The sequence below is a fragment of the Cellulosimicrobium cellulans genome (genome assembly GCF_007679345.1).
Lineage (GTDB): Bacteria > Actinomycetota > Actinomycetes > Actinomycetales > Cellulomonadaceae > Cellulomonas > Cellulomonas cellulans_A.
This window is the reverse complement of the sequence record NZ_VEGH01000003.1, coordinates 234,498-251,379: the sequence shown is the minus strand read 5'-3', so window position 1 is coordinate 251,379 and position 16,882 is coordinate 234,498. Positions and strand designations below refer to the sequence as shown.

Sequence of the window (16,882 nt, the reverse complement as noted above, 5' to 3'; positions counted from 1 at the left end):
CGACGGATCCCGCCCGGGCGGGCGCTGCGTCACCACGATCCGCCTGGTGTTCATGCTCTCGCCTCGCCGCCACGACTCCGGCACGCGTCGCCGCCGAGTGGGTCTCCTAGAAGGGTGGCGGCGTCTCGAACGGCTCGGGTGGGGTGGTTCGCCCGGTGAGGTGCAGGGTCGGCTGGTCGGTGCCGGGGCGGACGCGGAAGGCGTGGCCGGTCGGGGTGCGCCAGACGAACTCCCCGGCGGTGGGTTGGCGCACGCGCAGGACGCCGGCGGTCTTGAGCCGGTGGTGGGTGCGGCACAGCGGGCCGAGGTTGTGGGCGCAGGTGGTCCCCAGCGGTCGGGGCGGTGACCCGTCGGCCGGTGGGTCGTACTCGATGGTGTGGTCGAGGTCGCAGCGCGCGGCGGGCACGGGGCAGCCCGGGGCGGTGCAGTACTTGTCGCGGTGCCGGACGTGGTCGGCCAGGGCGGCCGGCGGCCGGTAGGTGCTGCGCCCGACGTCCAGGACGGTCCCGGACAGCGGGTCGGTGACGAGGCGCTGCCAGGTCGACCCGAGGTCCAGGGCCATCGCCCGTGCCTGCTGGGCGTCGACCGGACCGTACCCGGCGAGGTCGCCGGGTTCGTCGTCGGCGCCCAGCAGCGTCGACAGGGACACCGTCACGTGGACGACGGTCCGGAGGGTGGCCTCCTCGACGTCCCCAGGGCGCGACTGCGCTGGCTCCGCTGGCGCCGCGGTCACGGCAGGCGCTGCCTCCGCCCCTGCGTCCCCCGGGGCGCAGCCGACGGCGAGCCCGAAGGCGTCGTGGACCTCGTGGGCGCCGTCCCGCCGGGACGGCAGCACGGTGCCGTCGGCGGCGATCAGGTGCTGGGAACGCCCGAGCACCCGGTCGAGGAGCTCGTCGGCGCGCAGCTGGTCGAGGGTGCGCGGGTCACCGGCCTGGCGGGACCGTCGGGCGAGGGCGTCGAGCATGCTGTCGAGCCGCACGGCGTCAGCGGCGGGCAGCACGGTCCACAGCCCCGCCATGCCGTCCTGCAAGATCTTCGGCCGGGACACCGTCCGCCCGGCGCGGGCGGTGCGGTGCCGGTCGGCGGCCCCGTCCGGGTCGACCCGGTTCAACGCCCGCGCGACGTCGGCCCGGACCTGCTTGACCGACCGCCCGGCCGTCCGCGGCAGGACCTCGGCCTCCACCACGGCCGCCACGCCCGCCGGCTCGTCGCCGGTGGCGAGCACGATCGCCCGTGCCTTGGCCGGTTCGATCCGCCCGTCGGCGAGCGCGGCGCCGGTGTCGGCGAGCGAGCCGGCGTAGGCGCGACCCTCCCGGATGAGCACCATGGCCTCGCCCGGCGGCACGAGCAGCCGCGCGGACAGGTCGGCCGCCGCGAGGTCGGCGTGCACGAAGGCGGTGCCCTCGGGCAGGGACCGGCACACCGCGGCCAGATCCGGGTGGCGCAGGTCGGGGTGCCTGGCCAGGGCCGCGGCTGCGGCGGCCTCGAGGGCGTGGGCGCGCGCGGCGATCCGCCGGGCCTGCACGACGACCTCGGGCAGGTCGTACGAGGGCAGCGCGCCCAGGTCGAGGGCTTCCAGCTCAGCGAGGAGACCCGGCCCCGCCGGCATCGCATCCAGCCGCTCGCCGAGTGCGTCGCGCGCGGCCGGCGCACCCGCGACCGGCGCAGCACGAGGGCCGCGGTCGTGGGGGTCGGGTGCGGTGCGTTGGAGCACGTCGTCGGGCATACGACCACGCTAGGGACGAGCACCGACCCGGGACCGGGCCACGGACACCGCCCTGGGGACGACGCACGGCCTCACACCTGTGGAGGACTCGGCGCCCGCCCGTAGAGCGCCCGCGCCCCACCCGGCGACCGCCCGCGCACCACCGGGGCGACCACCCGCGCACCTCCCGCCGCGCGCCGACGCCCCCGCTCCGCCACGCCCTCGGCGAACCCGGGCCCGCGCCCGGCGCGAGTGTCAGACCCGCGTCGTACGGTTGACGCATGCGTCCCGTGACCGACCTGCAGCGCACCGTCGCCCCGTTCGAGGTGGTGTCCGAGTACAAGCCCTCCGGTGACCAGCCGCAGGCGATCGCGGAGCTCGCCCAGCGCATCCAGGCGGGGGAGAAGGACGTCACGCTCCTGGGCGCCACGGGTACCGGCAAGTCGGCCACGACGGCCTGGCTGATCGAGAAGCTGCAGCGCCCGACGCTGGTCATGGCGCCGAACAAGACGCTCGCCGCGCAGCTGGCCAACGAGTTCCGCGAGCTGCTGCCCAACAACGCCGTCGAGTACTTCGTCTCGTACTACGACTACTACCAGCCCGAGGCGTACATCGCGCAGACGGACACCTACATCGAGAAGGACTCGTCGATCAACGACGAGGTGGAGCGCCTCCGGCACTCGGCGACGTCCTCGCTGCTGACGCGCCGCGACGTGGTCGTGGTGGCCTCCGTGTCCTGCATCTACGGCCTCGGCACCCCGCAGGAGTACGTCGACCGCATGGTCACGCTCGACGTGGGCGACCAGGTGGACCGCGACGCGCTGCTGCGCCAGTTCGTCTCGATGCAGTACTCCCGCAACGACATGGCGTTCACCCGCGGCACGTTCCGGGTGCGCGGCGACACCGTGGAGATCATCCCGGTGTACGAGGAGCTGGCGATCCGCATCGAGTTCTTCGGCGACGAGATCGAGGCGATCCAGACGCTGCACCCCCTGACGGGCGAGGTCGTCCGCAACGAGAAGCAGGTGCACGTGTTCCCGGCGACGCACTACGTCGCCGGCCCGGAGCGCATGGAGCGTGCGATCAACGGCATCGAGCACGAGCTCGAGGAGCGCCTCAAGGACCTCGAGCGGGCGAACAAGCTGCTCGAGGCGCAGCGGCTGCGCATGCGCACGACCTACGACATCGAGATGATGCGCCAGATCGGCTCGTGCTCGGGGATCGAGAACTACTCGCGGCACATCGACGGCCGCGCGCCCGGGACGGCGCCGAACACGCTGCTCGACTACTTCCCCGAGGACTTCCTGCTCGTCATCGACGAGTCGCACGTGACGGTCCCGCAGATCGGCGCGATGTTCGAGGGCGACATGTCCCGCAAGCGGAACCTGGTCGACTTCGGGTTCCGGCTCCCGAGCGCGATGGACAACCGCCCGCTGCGCTGGGAGGAGTTCGTCGAGCGCATCGGCCAGACGGTGTACCTGTCGGCGACGCCCGGCGACTACGAGCTGGCGATGTCGGACGGCGTGGTCGAGCAGATCATCCGCCCGACCGGCCTCGTCGACCCGCAGGTGGTCGTGAAGCCCACCAAGGGCCAGATCGACGACCTGCTGGAGGAGATCCGGCTCCGCGTGGAGAAGGACGAGCGCGTCCTCGTCACGACGCTGACCAAGAAGATGGCCGAGGACCTCACGGACTACTTCCTGGAGAAGGGCGTCCGGGTCCGGTACCTGCACTCCGAGGTGGACACGCTCCGCCGCGTGGAGCTGCTGCGCGAGCTGCGCATGGGCGAGTACGACGTGCTGGTCGGCATCAACCTGCTGCGCGAGGGCCTCGACCTGCCCGAGGTGTCGCTGGTCGCGATCCTCGACGCGGACAAGGAGGGCTTCCTCCGCTCGGGCAAGTCGCTCATCCAGACGATCGGCCGCGCGGCCCGCAACGTGTCGGGCGAGGTGCACATGTACGCGGACAAGATCACGCCCGCGATGCAGCTCGCGCTGGACGAGACGGACCGCCGGCGCGAGAAGCAGATCGCCTACAACACCGAGCACGGGATCGACCCGCAGCCGCTGCGCAAGAAGATCGGCGACATCACCGACCTGCTGGCGCGCGAGGACGCGGACACCGCCGACCTGCTGGGCGGCGCCGGGCGGCAGGCCAGCCGCGGCAAGGCGCCGGTGCCGGGGCTCAGCTCGAAGGCCCAGCCGGCGACCGAGCGGACGAAGCTCGCGGGAGCGGCGGCGGGCGAGCTCGCCGGTCTGATCCAGGACCTGTCCGACCAGATGCACGCGGCGGCCGCGGACCTCCAGTTCGAGCTCGCCGCGCGGCTCCGCGACGAGATCTCCGGGCTGAAGAAGGAGCTGCGGCAGATGCACGCCGCGACGGCCTGACCCGCGCACGACGCACGACGCTCGGCGCACCACCTACGGCACACGGTCCACGACGACGATCGGAGGCACGGATGGCGCTCGAGGTGCAGGTCGTGATGGACGCGCGGTCGCCCCGCGCCCTGGGCACGTTCTGGGCGACTGCCCTCGGCTACGTGGAGGAGCCACCGCCGGCCGGCTTCGACACGTGGGACGCGGCGCTCGACGCGTGGGGTATCGGGCCGGAGGACCGCGACATGGCCTACGCCGTCGTCGACCCCGGCGGCGTGGGGCCACGGGTGTTCTTCCAGCGGGTGCCCGAGGGCAAGACCGTGAAGAACCGGGTTCACCTGGACGTCCGCTACTCCGCGGGGCAGGGGGTGGACCGCGAGGACCGGGCTGCGAAGCTCGCCGCGGCCCGGGAGCACGCGGCGGCCCTGGTGGCGGCCGGCGGTGCGGTGCTGCGCGAGGTCGACGACCCGCGGGAGGGCGCCTGGATCGTGATGGCGGACCCCGAGGGCAACGAGTTCTGCGTGACCTGACCCCCGGCCCCGCCGGACATGGCGCGGATCACACGTCCATCGCCCGAGGTCGTGCGGTGCGCATGGGACCGATGACCTATGCTGGCGCACGCAGTGGAGGGGAGTATCCCGACACGACGCCCCCGTCATCACGGTCGTCGACGACGCCGACCCGGGACGTCGGCCCGGTCGACGGGTGGGAGAGACCTCCGGTACTCAGCCGTATCTTCAGCCGTCTGTACCGGAGGAATGCTCTATGTCCGTGGACCTGTGGGTCTGGATCGCGACCGGCGTCGCGATCGTCGGGATGATCCTGTTCGACTTCTTCGCGCACGTGCGCACGCCGCACGCGCCGTCGTTCCGTGAGGCGGCCATCTGGTCGGCGGTCTACGTCGGCCTGGCGATCGTGTTCGGCGTGGGGCTCGGTTTCGTCTGGGGCTGGGACCACGGCACGGAGTACTTCGCGGGGTACGTGACCGAGAAGAGCCTCTCGGTCGACAACCTCTTCGTGTTCCTCATCATCATGACGAAGTTCGCGGTGCCCCGGGAGTTCCAGCAGAAGGTGCTGCTGGTCGGCGTCGTGATCGCGCTGGTGCTGCGCACGGTGTTCATCCTGCTCGGCGCCGCGGCGATCGAGCAGTGGTCCTGGGTGTTCTACATCTTCGGCGCGTTCCTCGTGTACACCGGCGCCAAGCTGGCGAAGGAGAAGCACGACGACGACGAGCTGTCGCACGCGGACGAGCAGAAGGACGGCCTCGCGGTCCGGCTGCTCAAGCGGGTCGTGCCGTCGACGGACGAGTACCACGGCGACCGCCTGACCACGAAGATCGACGGCAAGCGGTTCATCACGCCGATGCTCGTGGTGATGGTCGCGATCGGTGCCACGGACGTGCTGTTCGCGCTGGACTCGATCCCGGCGATCTACGGCCTGACGCAGGAGCCGTACATCGTGTTCACGGCGAACGCGTTCGCGCTGCTCGGCCTGCGTCAGCTGTACTTCCTCATCGGTGGCCTGCTCGAGCGCCTGGTGTACCTGAACAAGGGTCTGGCGTTCATCCTCGCCTTCATCGGCCTGAAGCTGGTCTTCCACGCGATGCACGTGAACGAGCTGCCCTTCATCAACGGCGGCAAGCACATCGAGTGGGCCCCGGAGATCCCGACGTGGCTGTCGCTGCTCGTGATCCTCGGTACGCTCACCGTCGCGACCGTCGCGAGCCTGGCCAAGACCCGGCGCGACCGGGACGCCGCTCCCGCCCTGACCGCGGACGAGGAGCCCGCCACCAGCAAGGAGCACTGACCCGCGCATGGACGTCTCCCCGCTCGTCTGGGCCGTGTCGCTCGGCCTCGCTGCCGCCGTCCTGATCGTGGACGTCGCGGTGGTGGGCCGGCGACCGCACATCCCGACGACGGCGGAGTGCCTCCGGTACCTCGGGATGTATGTCGGGCTCGCGCTCGTGTTCGCCGTGGTCGTCGCCCTCGTGTGGGGCGGCGGCCCGGCGGGCGAGTTCGTCGCCGGCTGGCTGACGGAGTACTCGCTGTCGGTCGACAACCTGTTCGTGTTCCTGCTGATCATGAGCCGGTTCGCGGTACCGCGGCAGTACCAGCAGACGGCCCTGCTGATCGGCATCATCCTGGCGCTGGTGTTCCGCGGGGTGTTCATCGGGATCGGCGCGGCGGCGATCGCGTCGTTCTCCTGGGTGTTCTACCTGTTCGGCGCGTTCCTGGTGTGGACGGCCGTGAAGGTCGCCCGCGAGGGCGTGGGGGAGGACGCGGACGAGGCCGCGGAGGACTACAGGGCGCCGGCGCTGGTGCGCGTGGTGCAGCGGTTCCTGCCGACCACGGACGGCTACGACGGCGTCCGGCTGACCGCGAAGGTGGACGGCCGCCGGCACGTGACGCCGATGCTGCTGGTGCTGGTGGCGATCGGGGCGACGGACCTGCTGTTCGCGTTCGACTCGATCCCCGCCGTGTTCGGCCTGACGCAGGAGCCGTACCTCGTCCTGATGGCGAACGTGTTCGCGCTGATGGGCCTGCGCCAGCTGTACTTCCTGCTCGGCGGGCTGCTGACCCGGCTGCGCTACCTCAACATCGGCCTGGGCGTGCTGCTCGGGTTCATCGGCGTGAAGCTCGTGCTGCAGGCGCTGCACGAGAACACGCTGCCGTTCGTGAACGGGGGCGAGCCGGTCGGGTGGGCGCCGGAGCTGCCCTCGTGGGTGTCGCTCGCGGTGATCGTCGTGACGCTGGGCCTCACGGCGGTGACGAGCGTCGCGGCGTCGCGCCGGGACGAGCGGCGGGTCGAGGCGGCGGCGCCGACCGGGGACGCCGACCGCGACGCCTGAGCTGCCCGGCGGTCGCGCGCGGCGCGATCCCGAGGGCGGGGGGCCGGGTCAGGCGCCGGCGGCCCAGGGACCGAGGACGAGGTTCCAGGCCCGGATATCGACGTCGGCGATGACGCCCGCCCGCGCGAAGGGGTCGTCCGCGAGCAGCACCTCGAGGGCGGCCGCGTCGGTGGTCTCGAACACGAGCAGGGCGCCCGGGGCGCCGTCCGTGAACGGACCGGAGCCGCGGAGCAGCCCGCGGTCGGCGAGCCCCCGCAGGTAGGCGCGGTGCTCGGGGCGGACCTCGTCCTGCAGGTCGGCGCGCTGGTCGTAGGTGTACCGGACGGCGAAGGTGGCCATGCCGCCATCCTGCCGCACGTCGTGCCGCGTCCGCGCGGGCCTGCGCCGGCGAGCGCCGCGGGTCCGGGCTGCCGGTGGGGGTCGGGCGGGCGCGGCGATGCCCCGGTGACCGCCTCCCCACCGCCCGGACCGTCGCCCGCCCCGTCGCCGAGCGCCCCGGACGGCGCGGCGCTCCTCGCCGCTCCCGTGCTCGAGCACGCCCCGCTCCGGGTCCGCCCGGGCCGCACGGCCGCGTTCGAGGCGGCGATGCGGGAGGCGTTGCCGCTGATCGCCGCGGCGCCGGGGTTCCGCGGGGCGCGGGTGTCGCGCAGCGTCGAGAGCCCGGAGACGTACCTGCTGCTGGTGGGCTGGGAGTCGGTGGCGGCGCACGAGGAGGGCTTCCGCGGGTCGACCGCGTACGGGCGGTGGCGGGAGCTGCTGCACCGGTTCGACGACCCGCGCCCCGTCGTCGAGCACCACGTCGCCGTGCTGGGTGCCGACCCCGCTGGTCCCGCGGACCCGCCGGCCCGCGCGGCGGTGGCAGAGTGAGCAGCATGACCTCTGGCTCGACCGCCCCGCGCACCCTGCTCACCGACGATCTGCTGGCCCGGGTGGCGGAGCGGGCGCCGGTGCACGACCGGGAGAACACGTTCCCGCACGCCGACCTGGACGAGCTGCGCGCCGCCGGGTACCTGCGGGCGCTCGTGCCGGAGGCGCTGGGCGGCGCGGGACTCACGCTGGAGGAGGTCGCCCGCGAGCAGGCCCGGCTGGCCGGCGCGGCGCCCGCGACGGCGCTGTCGGTGAACATGCACCTGGTGGTGACGGGGATGGCGGCGGTGCTGGCGGCCCGCGGCGACGACTCGCTGGAGTTCGTGCTGCGCGAGGCGGCGGCGGGGGAGGTGTTCGCGTTCGGGAACTCGGAGGCGGGCAACGACCTGGTCATGTTCGCCTCCCGCACCCGCGCGGAGCGCCAGCCGGACGGCGGCTACCGGTTCCACGGCACGAAGATCTTCACGTCGCTGTCCCCGGTGTGGACCCGGCTGGCGACGTTCGGGCTGGACGCGGACCACCCGGACGGCCCGCGCCTGGTCCACGGCGTGGTGGCCCGGGCGGACGGCGGGATCGAGACGAAGGACGACTGGGACACGCTGGGCATGCGGGCGACGCAGAGCTGCACCACGGTCCTCGCCGGCGCGTACGCCGCGCCGGAGCGGGTGTTCCGGGCGCTGCCGCCGGGACCGAGCGGGGACCCGTACGTGCTGGCGCTGTTCCAGGTGTTCGAGATCCTGCTGGCGGCGGTCTACACGGGGATCGGGCGCCGTGCGCTCGAGCTGGCGGTGGCCGCGGCGCACCGGCGGACGTCGATGAAGAACGACGGCCGGACGTACGCGCAGGACCCGGACATCCGGTGGCGGGTCGCGGACGCCGCGATCGCGCAGGACGGCATCGAGCCGCAGGTGTGGGCGCTGGCCCGGGACGTGGACGAGGCGGTGGACCACGGTGCGCGGTGGTTCGCCAAGGTCGTGGGGCTGAAGGTCCGCGCCACGGAGACCGCCCGCGAGGTGGTGGACCGCGCGATCCGGGTGTCGGGCGGCGGGTCGTACTTCTCGGGCGCCGAGCTGGGCCGGCTGTACCGCGACGTGCTGGCGGGGCTGTTCCACCCGTCCGACGACGAGTCGGCCCACAGCACGGTCGCGACGGCGTGGCTGGGACCGGTCGAGCGCTGACACCGGGAGCGCGGACGCCGGAGCGCGGACGCACGACGGCCCCGGGGCCAACCGCCCCGGGGCCGTCGTGCGTCGTGCGTCGGCGTCAGCCGCCGATCTCGGACTCGCAGCTCGCCGCGTACTCGACGCGGTTGCCGCAGGTCGAGCCGAAGTCCTCGTAGGCGCTGCCGAACTCGGACTCCCAGTACAGGCTGTCGCAGGCGGCGCCGCTCCCGGCCTCGCAGGCGTCCCACAGGGCGTCGAGCTCCGGGTCGTCGCCGTAGCTCTGCGCACCGGTGCCGGTGCCGAGGTCGGTGCCCTCGTCGGTGCCGAGGTCCGTGCCGTCGTCGGTCACGCCGGAGTCGCAGTACGTGCTGCCGTCGGTGGTGCCGCCGCAGGTGCTCCCGAACTCCTCGTACTCGGAGCCGGACGGGGCGCTCGTGTAGAGGGTGTCGCAGGCGGCGAGGTCGCCGGCCGCGCAGGCGTCCCACAGGCCGTCGAGCTCGGCGTCGTCGCCGTAGGCCCAGCGGGTCGGGTCGACGGAGGTGCACAGCGTGCTGCCGTCGGTCCGCCCGCCGCAGGTGTCGCCGAACTCCTCGTCGTCGGAGCCGGACGGCGCCGCGTAGAAGAGGTCGTCGCACGCCTGCATGTCGCCGGACTCGCAGGACGAGCGCAGGTCGGCCATCTCGTTGTTGTGCGCGACGACCGCGGTGCCGATGAGGACGCCGACGACGATCCAGCTGAGCACGCCCAGGCCGCCGAGCACGACGCCGGCGATCGCGAACCCGCGGCCCTGCGTGCCGTTCTTCTTGGTCCGCCGCAGGCCGATGATCCCCAGGATCAGGGCGACGACGCCGGTGCCGAGGATGCCGGTGACCAGCGCCGCGATGGACACGCCGTCGGTCCGCGGCGCGGCCTGGTACTGGTTCGGGCTGTACGGGGCCTGCGGGTAGCCGCCGCCCGGGTACCCGCCACCGGGGTAGCCGGCGCCGGGCTGGGGGTACGGCGAGCCCGGCTGGCCGCCCCCGGGCGCGGGGTAGCCACCGCCCGGCTGCGGGTAGCCGCCGGGGGCCGGGTACCCGGCGCCCGGTGCGGTCGGGTCGGCGCCCGGCTGGCCGGACGAGCCGTCCGGGCCGGACGCGGTGCCGTACGGCGCCGCGGCGGGCTGCTCGCCCGTCGCGCCGGCGCCGGGTGCGGCGTAGGGGGAGGAGGTCGGGTAGGCGGCGGTCGGCGCGTCGCCGCCGGGCGCACCGTAGGGCGACGACGTGGGGTAGGCGGCGGTCGGCGCGTCGGAGCCGGGCGCACCGTACGGCGAGGACGTCGGGTACGCGGCGGTCGGTGTGGTCGGGTACGCGGCGGTCGGCGCGTCCGAGCCCGACGCGGGCGGGGTCGGCCAGGACGGCGCCTCGTAGCCGGAGGGCGCGGGGCCGGAGGCCGACGAGGCCTCGTAGCCCGACGGCGCCGGCGCCGTCGGGCGCTCGGTGCCGGAGCCCGGGGTGGGCCAGGCGCTGCTGCCGGGCTGCTGCTCGGGCTGCTGCCCGGGTTCCGGCGTGGCGCTGCCGTCGTTCGACATGGACGTCCTCTCGCTTCCTGTGGCGGTCCTGTGCGTCACTATGGCAGACGGGGTGCGGCCTGCGACGACGCCGTCCACGCCCGACATGTCGCGTTCACCCGGCGGCGGGGTGACGGGTGGTCGAGCTCCACCGGTGGGGGCCCGGGCCGGCGGCCTCACCAGCCGCGGGCGCGCCACCCGGGCAGGTGCGGCCGCTCCGCCCCGAGCGTGGTGTCGCGGCCGTGCCCCGGGTACACCCAGGTGTCGTCGCGGAACCGCCGGAACACGCGCGCCTCCAGGTCGGCCATCAGGGAGTCGAACGCGACCGGGTCAATGGTGCGGCCGGGGCCGCCGGGGAACAACGAGTCGCCGGTCAGCAGGTGCACCCGGCCCGGGACGGCCCCGGGGGCGCGGGCGTCGTCGGGCTCCCGGTAGGCGAGCGCCACCGCGCCCGGGGTGTGCCCGCGCAGGGCGACGACGTCCAGCCGCAGCGCCCCGACGGTGAGGACGTCGCCGTGGGCCAGCGCGCGGGGCTCCGTGGTCCCCGCGGCCTCGCCGACCGCCGCGGCGTCGTCGGCGCCGGCGGCGTGCGGGGCGCCGGTGGCGGCGAGCACGGCGGCGAGCGCGCCGAGGTGGTCGCGGTGCCGGTGGGTCGTGACGACGAGGGCCAGAGGGCCGGGCGGCACCGCGTCGGCGTCGGCGCCCGGCGCGCCACCGGGCGCGCCCGCGCCCACCAGCGCCAGCAGCCGGTCGGGCTCCGCGGCGGCGTCGACGAGCAGCCGCTCCCCGGTGCGCCGGCAGGCCAGCACGTAGGCCGCGTTGTCCATCGGCCCGACGGACACCTTGCGGAGCACCACCTCGTCGAGCACCCGCACCGCGGCCGGGCCGCCCGGCTCGACGTCGCCGGTGTAGCCGGCCGCCGCCGTCGCGCCGGAGCCGTCGGCCCGGCTCACGGCCGCCCCACCGCCTCGCGCCGGGGCTCCGGCGTCCCGCCCCGCCCGAGCGCCTCGTCGTGGCTGTGCACCGCCCGCACGAGCGCGAGGTGCGACAGCGCCTGCGGCACGTTCCCGATCATCCGGCGCGTCGCCGGGTCGTACTCCTCGGCGAGCAGCCCGACGTCGGTGCGCAGGCCGTCGAGCACGTCGAGGACGGCGGTCGCCCCGGGGACGTCGCCCTGCCGCGCCAGCGCGTCCGCGAGCCAGCCGGAGCAGGCGAGGAACGGGTGCTCGGAGCCGCGCAGGCCGTCGTCGGTGCGCTCGGTCCGGTACCGCAGCAGCAGACCGGGCGCGACCTCGAGCTCGGCGCGGATCGCGGCGACCGTCCCGAGCAGCCGCGGGTCGTCGGGCGGCAGGAAGCCGACGAGCACCAGCTGGAGCAGGGCGGCGTCGGTGTGCGTGGCGCCGTAGTGCTGCACGAAGGTGCCGCGCTCCGCGTCCCAGGCGTGGGCCAGGACGTCGGCGTGCACCGCGTCCCGCTCGCGCCGCCAGCGGTCGACGGGCCCGGGCAGGCCGTGCTCCTCGACGCCGCGGACGGCCCGGTCGAGGGCGACCCAGGCCATGACCTTGGAGTGCGTGAAGTGCCGCGGCACGCCCCGGACCTCCCAGATCCCGTTGTCGGGACGGCGCCAGGTGCGGCACAGGTGGTCGACGAGGTGGGTCTGCAGCGACCAGGAGTCGTCGCCCTCGGCCACGCCGGAGGCGCGCGCGAGGTGCAGCGCCGCCATCACCTCGCCGAGCACGTCGTTCTGCACCTGGCCGACGGCGGCGTTGCCGACGCGCACGGGTCGCGACCCGGCGTAGCCCGGCAGGTGGTCGAGGGTGCGCTCGGTCAGCTCCCGCGAGCCGTCGACGCCGTACATGATCTGCACCTGGGCGGGGTCGCCCGCGACGGCGCGCAGCAGCCACTGCCGCCAGGCCTGCGCCTCGTGCCGGTACCCGTGCTCGAGCAGGGCCTCGAGGGTCATGGCGGCGTCGCGCAACCAGCAGTACCGGTAGTCCCAGTTCCGCTCGCCGCCGGGGTCCTCGGGGAGCGAGGTGGTCGCGGCGGCCACGATCCCGCCGGTCTCGGAGTCGGTGAGCAGCCGGAGCACGAGCAGGGACCGGACGACGGCGTCCCGGTAGGTGCCCCGGTACCGGGCGGACCGGGCCCAGTGCGCCCACTGGTGCTCGGTGGCCTCGACGCGGTGCGCGAGCCGCGGCGCCCGGGGCACCGGCTGCCAGGACGGGACCCAGGTGAGCGAGAGCGTGACGCTGCCGCCCTCGCCGAGGACGAACTCGTCCACGTGCCCGCGGTGCGGGCCGCCGCCGGGACGCGGGAGCCGGTCGCCGCGCAGCACCAGGCTGTCCGGGCCGGCGACGGCGCGGATCACCTCGCCCCGGCCGTCGGCGTCGGGCACGCGGTGCACCCAGGGCACGACCGCGCCGTAGCCGAACCGCACGACCCACTCGTGCCGCAGCCGCACGGACCCGCGCACGACGGTCACCCGCCGGACGAGGTCGCAGCGGCCGTCCCCGAGCGGCATCGCGTCGAGGAGCACGGCGGTGCCGGTCGGCGTCTCGAAGGTCGTCTCGAGCACGAACGAGTCGTCGAGGTAGCGGCGCGTCACCCGGGTCGCGTCCGGCGCGGTCAGCAGCCAGCGGCCGTGCTCCGGCCCGCCGAGCAGCGCCGCGAAGCAGGCGGGGGAGTCGAACCGCGGCGGGCAGAGCCAGTCGACGGACCCGGCGCGGGACACGAGGGCGGCGGTGCGGCCGTCGCCCAGCACGGCGTAGTCGCCGATCGGGGTCGGCGCGGGGGTGGGGTCGGTCACGGCGACGGGATCGGGCACCCTCCCATCATGCTCCCGGCCTGCCACGACACCGCAGGTCGACCCGCCTTTACGGTTCGAACACATGTGCGCATGTCGGTGGTCCGCCGTAGCATGCTGCGCGTGAATGATCGTCTGGTGGTCCAGGGGGCCCGCGAGCACAACCTGCGCAACGTCGACCTGGACCTCCCGCGCGACAGGCTCATCGTCTTCACGGGCCTGTCCGGGTCGGGGAAGTCGTCGCTGGCCTTCGACACCATCTTCGCGGAGGGCCAGCGCCGCTACGTCGAGTCGCTGTCCGCGTACGCGCGGCAGTTCCTCGGGCAGATGGACAAGCCCGACGTCGACTTCATCGAGGGCCTGTCGCCCGCGGTGTCGATCGACCAGAAGTCGACCAACCGGAACCCGCGGTCGACCGTCGGCACCATCACCGAGGTCTACGACTACCTGCGCCTGCTGTTCGCCCGCGCGGGCACGCAGCACTGCCCGGTGTGCGGGGAGCGCGTGACCGCGCAGACCCCGCAGCAGATCGTCGACCGGCTGCTCGAGCTGCCGGAGGGCACCCGCTACCAGGTGCTCGCGCCGGTGGTCCGCGGCCGCAAGGGCGAGTACGCCGACCTGTTCAAGGAGCTGCAGGCCAAGGGCTTCGCCCGCGCCCGCGTGGACGGCGAGGTGGTGCAGCTGTCCGAGCCGCCGACGCTGGAGAAGAAGCTCAAGCACGACATCGAGGTCGTGGTCGACCGCCTGGTGTCCCGCGAGGGCGTCCAGCGCCGCCTGACCGACTCGGTGGAGACCGCGCTCGGCCTGGCCGGCGGGCTCCTGGTGGTCGACATGGTCGACCTGGACGCCGACGACCCCGAGCGCGAGCGCCGGTTCTCCGAGAACCGCGCGTGCCCGAACGACCACCAGCTCACGCTGGACGAGATCGAGCCCCGCACGTTCTCGTTCAACGCCCCGTACGGCGCCTGCCCGGAGTGCACCGGCATCGGCTCCCGCCTCGAGGTGGACCCCGAGCTGGTCGTCCCCGACGACGACCTGTCGCTGCGCGACGGCGCGGTGGCCCCGTGGGCCCAGATCTCCTCCGAGTACTTCGAGCGGGTGCTGACCGCCCTCGCCGACGACCTCGGGTTCTCGATGGACGCCCCGTGGCGGGCGCTGCCGGAGCGCGCGAAGAAGGCCGTGCTGTACGGCGAGAACCACAAGGTGCACGTCAAGTACAAGAACCGCTGGGGCCGCGAGCGGCAGTACTCCACCGGCTTCGAGGGCGTGGTGACGTTCCTGGAGCGCCGCCACTCCGAGACCGAGTCCGAGTGGAGCAAGGAGAAGTACGAGGCGTACATGCGGGAGGTCCCGTGCCCCGTGTGCGAGGGCACCCGCCTCAAGCCCGAGGTGCTGGCCGTGCGGGTCGGGGGCAGGTCGATCGCCGAGGTCTGCGCGCTGCCCATCCGCGAGGCCAAGGAGTTCCTCGACGCCCTCGAGCTCGGCGTGCGCGAGCGGCAGATCGCCGAGCAGGTGCTCAAGGAGATCCAGGCCCGCCTCGGCTTCCTGCTGGACGTCGGCCTCGACTACCTGTCGCTCATGCGCGCCGCGGCCACGCTGTCCGGCGGCGAGGCCCAGCGCATCCGCCTGGCGACGCAGATCGGCTCCGGCCTGGTCGGCGTGCTCTACGTCCTGGACGAGCCGTCCATCGGCCTGCACCAGCGGGACAACCGCCGGCTGATCGACACGCTCACCCGGCTGCGGGACCTCGGCAACACGCTCATCGTGGTCGAGCACGACGAGGACACCATCCGCACGGCGGACTGGATCGTCGACGTCGGCCCGGGCGCGGGGGAGCACGGCGGCAAGGTCGTGCACTCCGGCGACCTGGCGGGCCTGCTCGCCTCGCGCGAGTCGATGACCGGCGCGTACCTGTCCGGCCGCCGCTCCATCCCGATGCCGGCGCAGCGCCGCAAGGTCGACAAGAAGCGCCAGGTCACCGTGCACGGGGCCCGCGAGCACAACCTGCAGAACGTCGACGTGTCGTTCCCGCTCGGGACGTTCACGGCCGTCACCGGCGTGTCCGGGTCCGGCAAGTCGACGCTGGTCAACTCGATCCTCTACACCGTCATGGCCAACGAGCTGAACGGCGCCCGCCGGGTCGCGGGCCGGCACAAGCGGGTCAGCGGCCTGGAGCACCTGGACAAGGTGGTGCACGTCGACCAGGGCCCGATCGGCCGCACCCCGCGGTCCAACCCGGCGACCTACACCGGCGTCTGGGACCGGATCCGCAAGCTGTTCGCCGAGACGACCGAGGCGAAGGTCCGCGGGTACACCGCCGGACGGTTCTCGTTCAACGTCAAGGGCGGCCGCTGCGAGGCCTGCTCCGGCGACGGCACGCTGAAGATCGAGATGAACTTCCTGCCGGACGTGTACGTGCCCTGCGAGGTGTGCCACGGCGCGCGGTACAACCGCGAGACGCTCGAGGTGCACTTCAAGGGCAAGACCGTCGCGGACGTGCTGGACATGCCGATCGAGGAGGCCGCGGAGTTCTTCGCCGCGGTGCCCGCGATCGCCCGGCACCTCACGACCCTCGTCGACGTCGGCCTCGGCTACGTCCGGCTCGGCCAGCCGGCCCCGACGCTGTCCGGCGGCGAGGCGCAGCGCGTCAAGCTCGCGACCGAGCTGCAGCGCCGGTCCACCGGCCGCACGGTCTACGTGCTGGACGAACCGACCACCGGCCTGCACTTCGAGGACATCCGCAAGCTCCTCGGCGTGCTGCAGGGCCTGGTCGACAAGGGCAACAGCGTGATCGTCATCGAGCACAACCTCGACGTGATCAAGAACGCGGACTGGGTCATCGACATGGGCCCGGAGGGCGGCTCCGGCGGCGGCACGGTCGTCGCGCAGGGCACGCCGGAGCAGGTCGCGCGGGTCGCGGCCAGCCACACCGGGACGTTCCTCGCGGAGGTGCTCGACGAGCCGGTCGCCGTCCGCGCGAGCGCCTGAGGCGCCGGCCGGGGCTCAGCCGACCGGGTCGGCCCCCGCGGACTCCAGCACCGCGGGCGCCGGCTCGGTCAGCACCGGGAAGGTCACCGACCGGGCGATGAAGCAGTGCTCGTGCGCCCGGCGGTGCAGGTCGGCGAGCTGGGCGTCCAGCCCGGCGCCGTCGTCCGCCGCCGAGCCGCCGGGACGCACCGTGACCTGCGGCCGGAGCACGACCCCGGTGAACTGGCCGTGGCCGGCCGCCTCGACCCGCATGGTCCCGGTGGCCCGGTCGCAGTACCCGACGACCGTCACGCCCGACGTGGCGGCGAAGTGGAGGAACCAGAGCATGTGGCACTCGGCCAGCGCCGCGACGAGCAGCTCCTCGGGGTTGTGCCGCGCCGGGTCGCCCCGGAAGGCCGGGTCGGCCGAGGCGAGCACGGTCGGCTTGCCCGCGACCCGCACCTCGTGGTCCCGGCTGTACGCCGCGTACCCGGTGGTGCCCGTGGCGCCCGCGCCCGTCCAGACGACGTCGGCGGCGTACTCGTGCAGGAGTCCCATGCGCCCGACGGTACCGGCGCGCCCGGCCGTCGGTGCGGCGAACTACGGTG

The 16,882-nt window shown here is 74.1% G+C and carries 13 protein-coding genes; 7 read left to right on the top strand and 6 right to left on the bottom strand.

All coding sequences use genetic code 11. The features are described 5' to 3' along the window. Positions 1–106: 106 nt before the first annotated feature. Entirely contained in the window at positions 107–1,726 is a 1,620-nt protein-coding gene (locus FS882_RS05660) for an HNH endonuclease signature motif containing protein (RefSeq protein ID WP_158371761.1), read from the bottom strand. A 260-nt stretch (positions 1,727–1,986) separates the two neighbouring features. Between FS882_RS05660 and uvrB the strand changes: the two genes are divergently transcribed. From uvrB to FS882_RS05640, 4 genes are all read left to right on the top strand, one after another. After that, positions 1,987–4,092, top strand: a complete 2,106-nt coding sequence (gene uvrB, locus FS882_RS05655) for an excinuclease ABC subunit UvrB (RefSeq protein WP_158371759.1) — start codon at positions 1,987–1,989, stop codon at positions 4,090–4,092. A 71-nt stretch (positions 4,093–4,163) separates the two neighbouring features. Then, on the top strand, positions 4,164–4,610 hold the full coding sequence (locus tag FS882_RS05650) for a VOC family protein (protein ID WP_158371757.1): 447 nt from the start codon (positions 4,164–4,166) through the stop codon (positions 4,608–4,610). 235 nt (positions 4,611–4,845) lie between these two features. Then, positions 4,846–5,886: a TerC family protein gene (locus FS882_RS05645; protein WP_158371755.1), complete on the top strand. Its 1,041-nt coding sequence runs from the start codon at positions 4,846–4,848 to the stop codon at positions 5,884–5,886. 7 nt (positions 5,887–5,893) lie between these two features. Then, positions 5,894–6,928 (top strand): TerC/Alx family metal homeostasis membrane protein, encoded by a 1,035-nt coding sequence (locus tag FS882_RS05640; protein WP_158371753.1) that lies wholly within the window; start codon positions 5,894–5,896, stop codon positions 6,926–6,928. Positions 6,929–6,976: 48 nt separating this feature from the next. On the opposite strand, the gene FS882_RS05635 is transcribed toward FS882_RS05640, so the two are convergent. Then, positions 6,977–7,267, bottom strand: a complete 291-nt coding sequence (locus FS882_RS05635) for a YciI family protein (protein ID WP_158371744.1) — start codon at positions 7,265–7,267, stop codon at positions 6,977–6,979. Between the two features lie 105 nt (positions 7,268–7,372). On the opposite strand from FS882_RS05635, the gene FS882_RS05630 reads away from it, so the two are divergent. Continuing rightward, the gene (locus tag FS882_RS05630; RefSeq protein WP_316043622.1) at positions 7,373–7,795 is read left to right on the top strand and encodes an antibiotic biosynthesis monooxygenase; all 423 of its coding nucleotides are present in this window, start codon (positions 7,373–7,375) and stop codon (positions 7,793–7,795) included. A gap of 5 nt (positions 7,796–7,800) precedes the next feature. Beyond that, complete coding sequence (locus FS882_RS05625) at positions 7,801–8,973, top strand: acyl-CoA dehydrogenase family protein (RefSeq protein ID WP_158371742.1); 1,173 nt, start codon at positions 7,801–7,803, stop codon at positions 8,971–8,973. Positions 8,974–9,058: 85 nt separating this feature from the next. Here the strand turns inward: FS882_RS05625 and FS882_RS05620 are convergent, their stop codons facing one another. The 3 genes from FS882_RS05620 to FS882_RS05610 form a co-directional block, all read right to left on the bottom strand. After that, the gene (locus FS882_RS05620; protein WP_158371740.1) at positions 9,059–10,525 is read right to left on the bottom strand and encodes a DUF4190 domain-containing protein; all 1,467 of its coding nucleotides are present in this window, start codon (positions 10,523–10,525) and stop codon (positions 9,059–9,061) included. 155 nt (positions 10,526–10,680) lie between these two features. Then, positions 10,681–11,457 carry an MBL fold metallo-hydrolase gene (locus tag FS882_RS05615; protein ID WP_262348089.1) on the bottom strand — a complete coding sequence of 259 codons (777 nt, stop codon included), beginning with the start codon at positions 11,455–11,457 and terminating at the stop codon, positions 10,681–10,683. After that, on the bottom strand, positions 11,454–13,328 hold the full coding sequence (locus tag FS882_RS05610; protein WP_262348088.1) for a glycoside hydrolase family 15 protein: 1,875 nt from the start codon (positions 13,326–13,328) through the stop codon (positions 11,454–11,456). The genes FS882_RS05615 and FS882_RS05610 overlap by 4 nt, the downstream gene beginning before the upstream one ends. A 72-nt stretch (positions 13,329–13,400) precedes the next feature. Between FS882_RS05610 and uvrA the strand changes: the two genes are divergently transcribed. Further along, a complete protein-coding gene (gene uvrA / locus FS882_RS05605) occupies positions 13,401–16,295 on the top strand; it encodes an excinuclease ABC subunit UvrA (RefSeq protein WP_158371736.1) in 2,895 nt (964 codons plus the stop codon). Between the two features lie 15 nt (positions 16,296–16,310). On the opposite strand, the gene FS882_RS05600 is transcribed toward uvrA, so the two are convergent. Then, positions 16,311–16,832 (bottom strand): OsmC family protein, encoded by a 522-nt coding sequence (locus FS882_RS05600; RefSeq protein ID WP_158371734.1) that lies wholly within the window; start codon positions 16,830–16,832, stop codon positions 16,311–16,313. Positions 16,833–16,882: the final 50 nt, after the last annotated feature.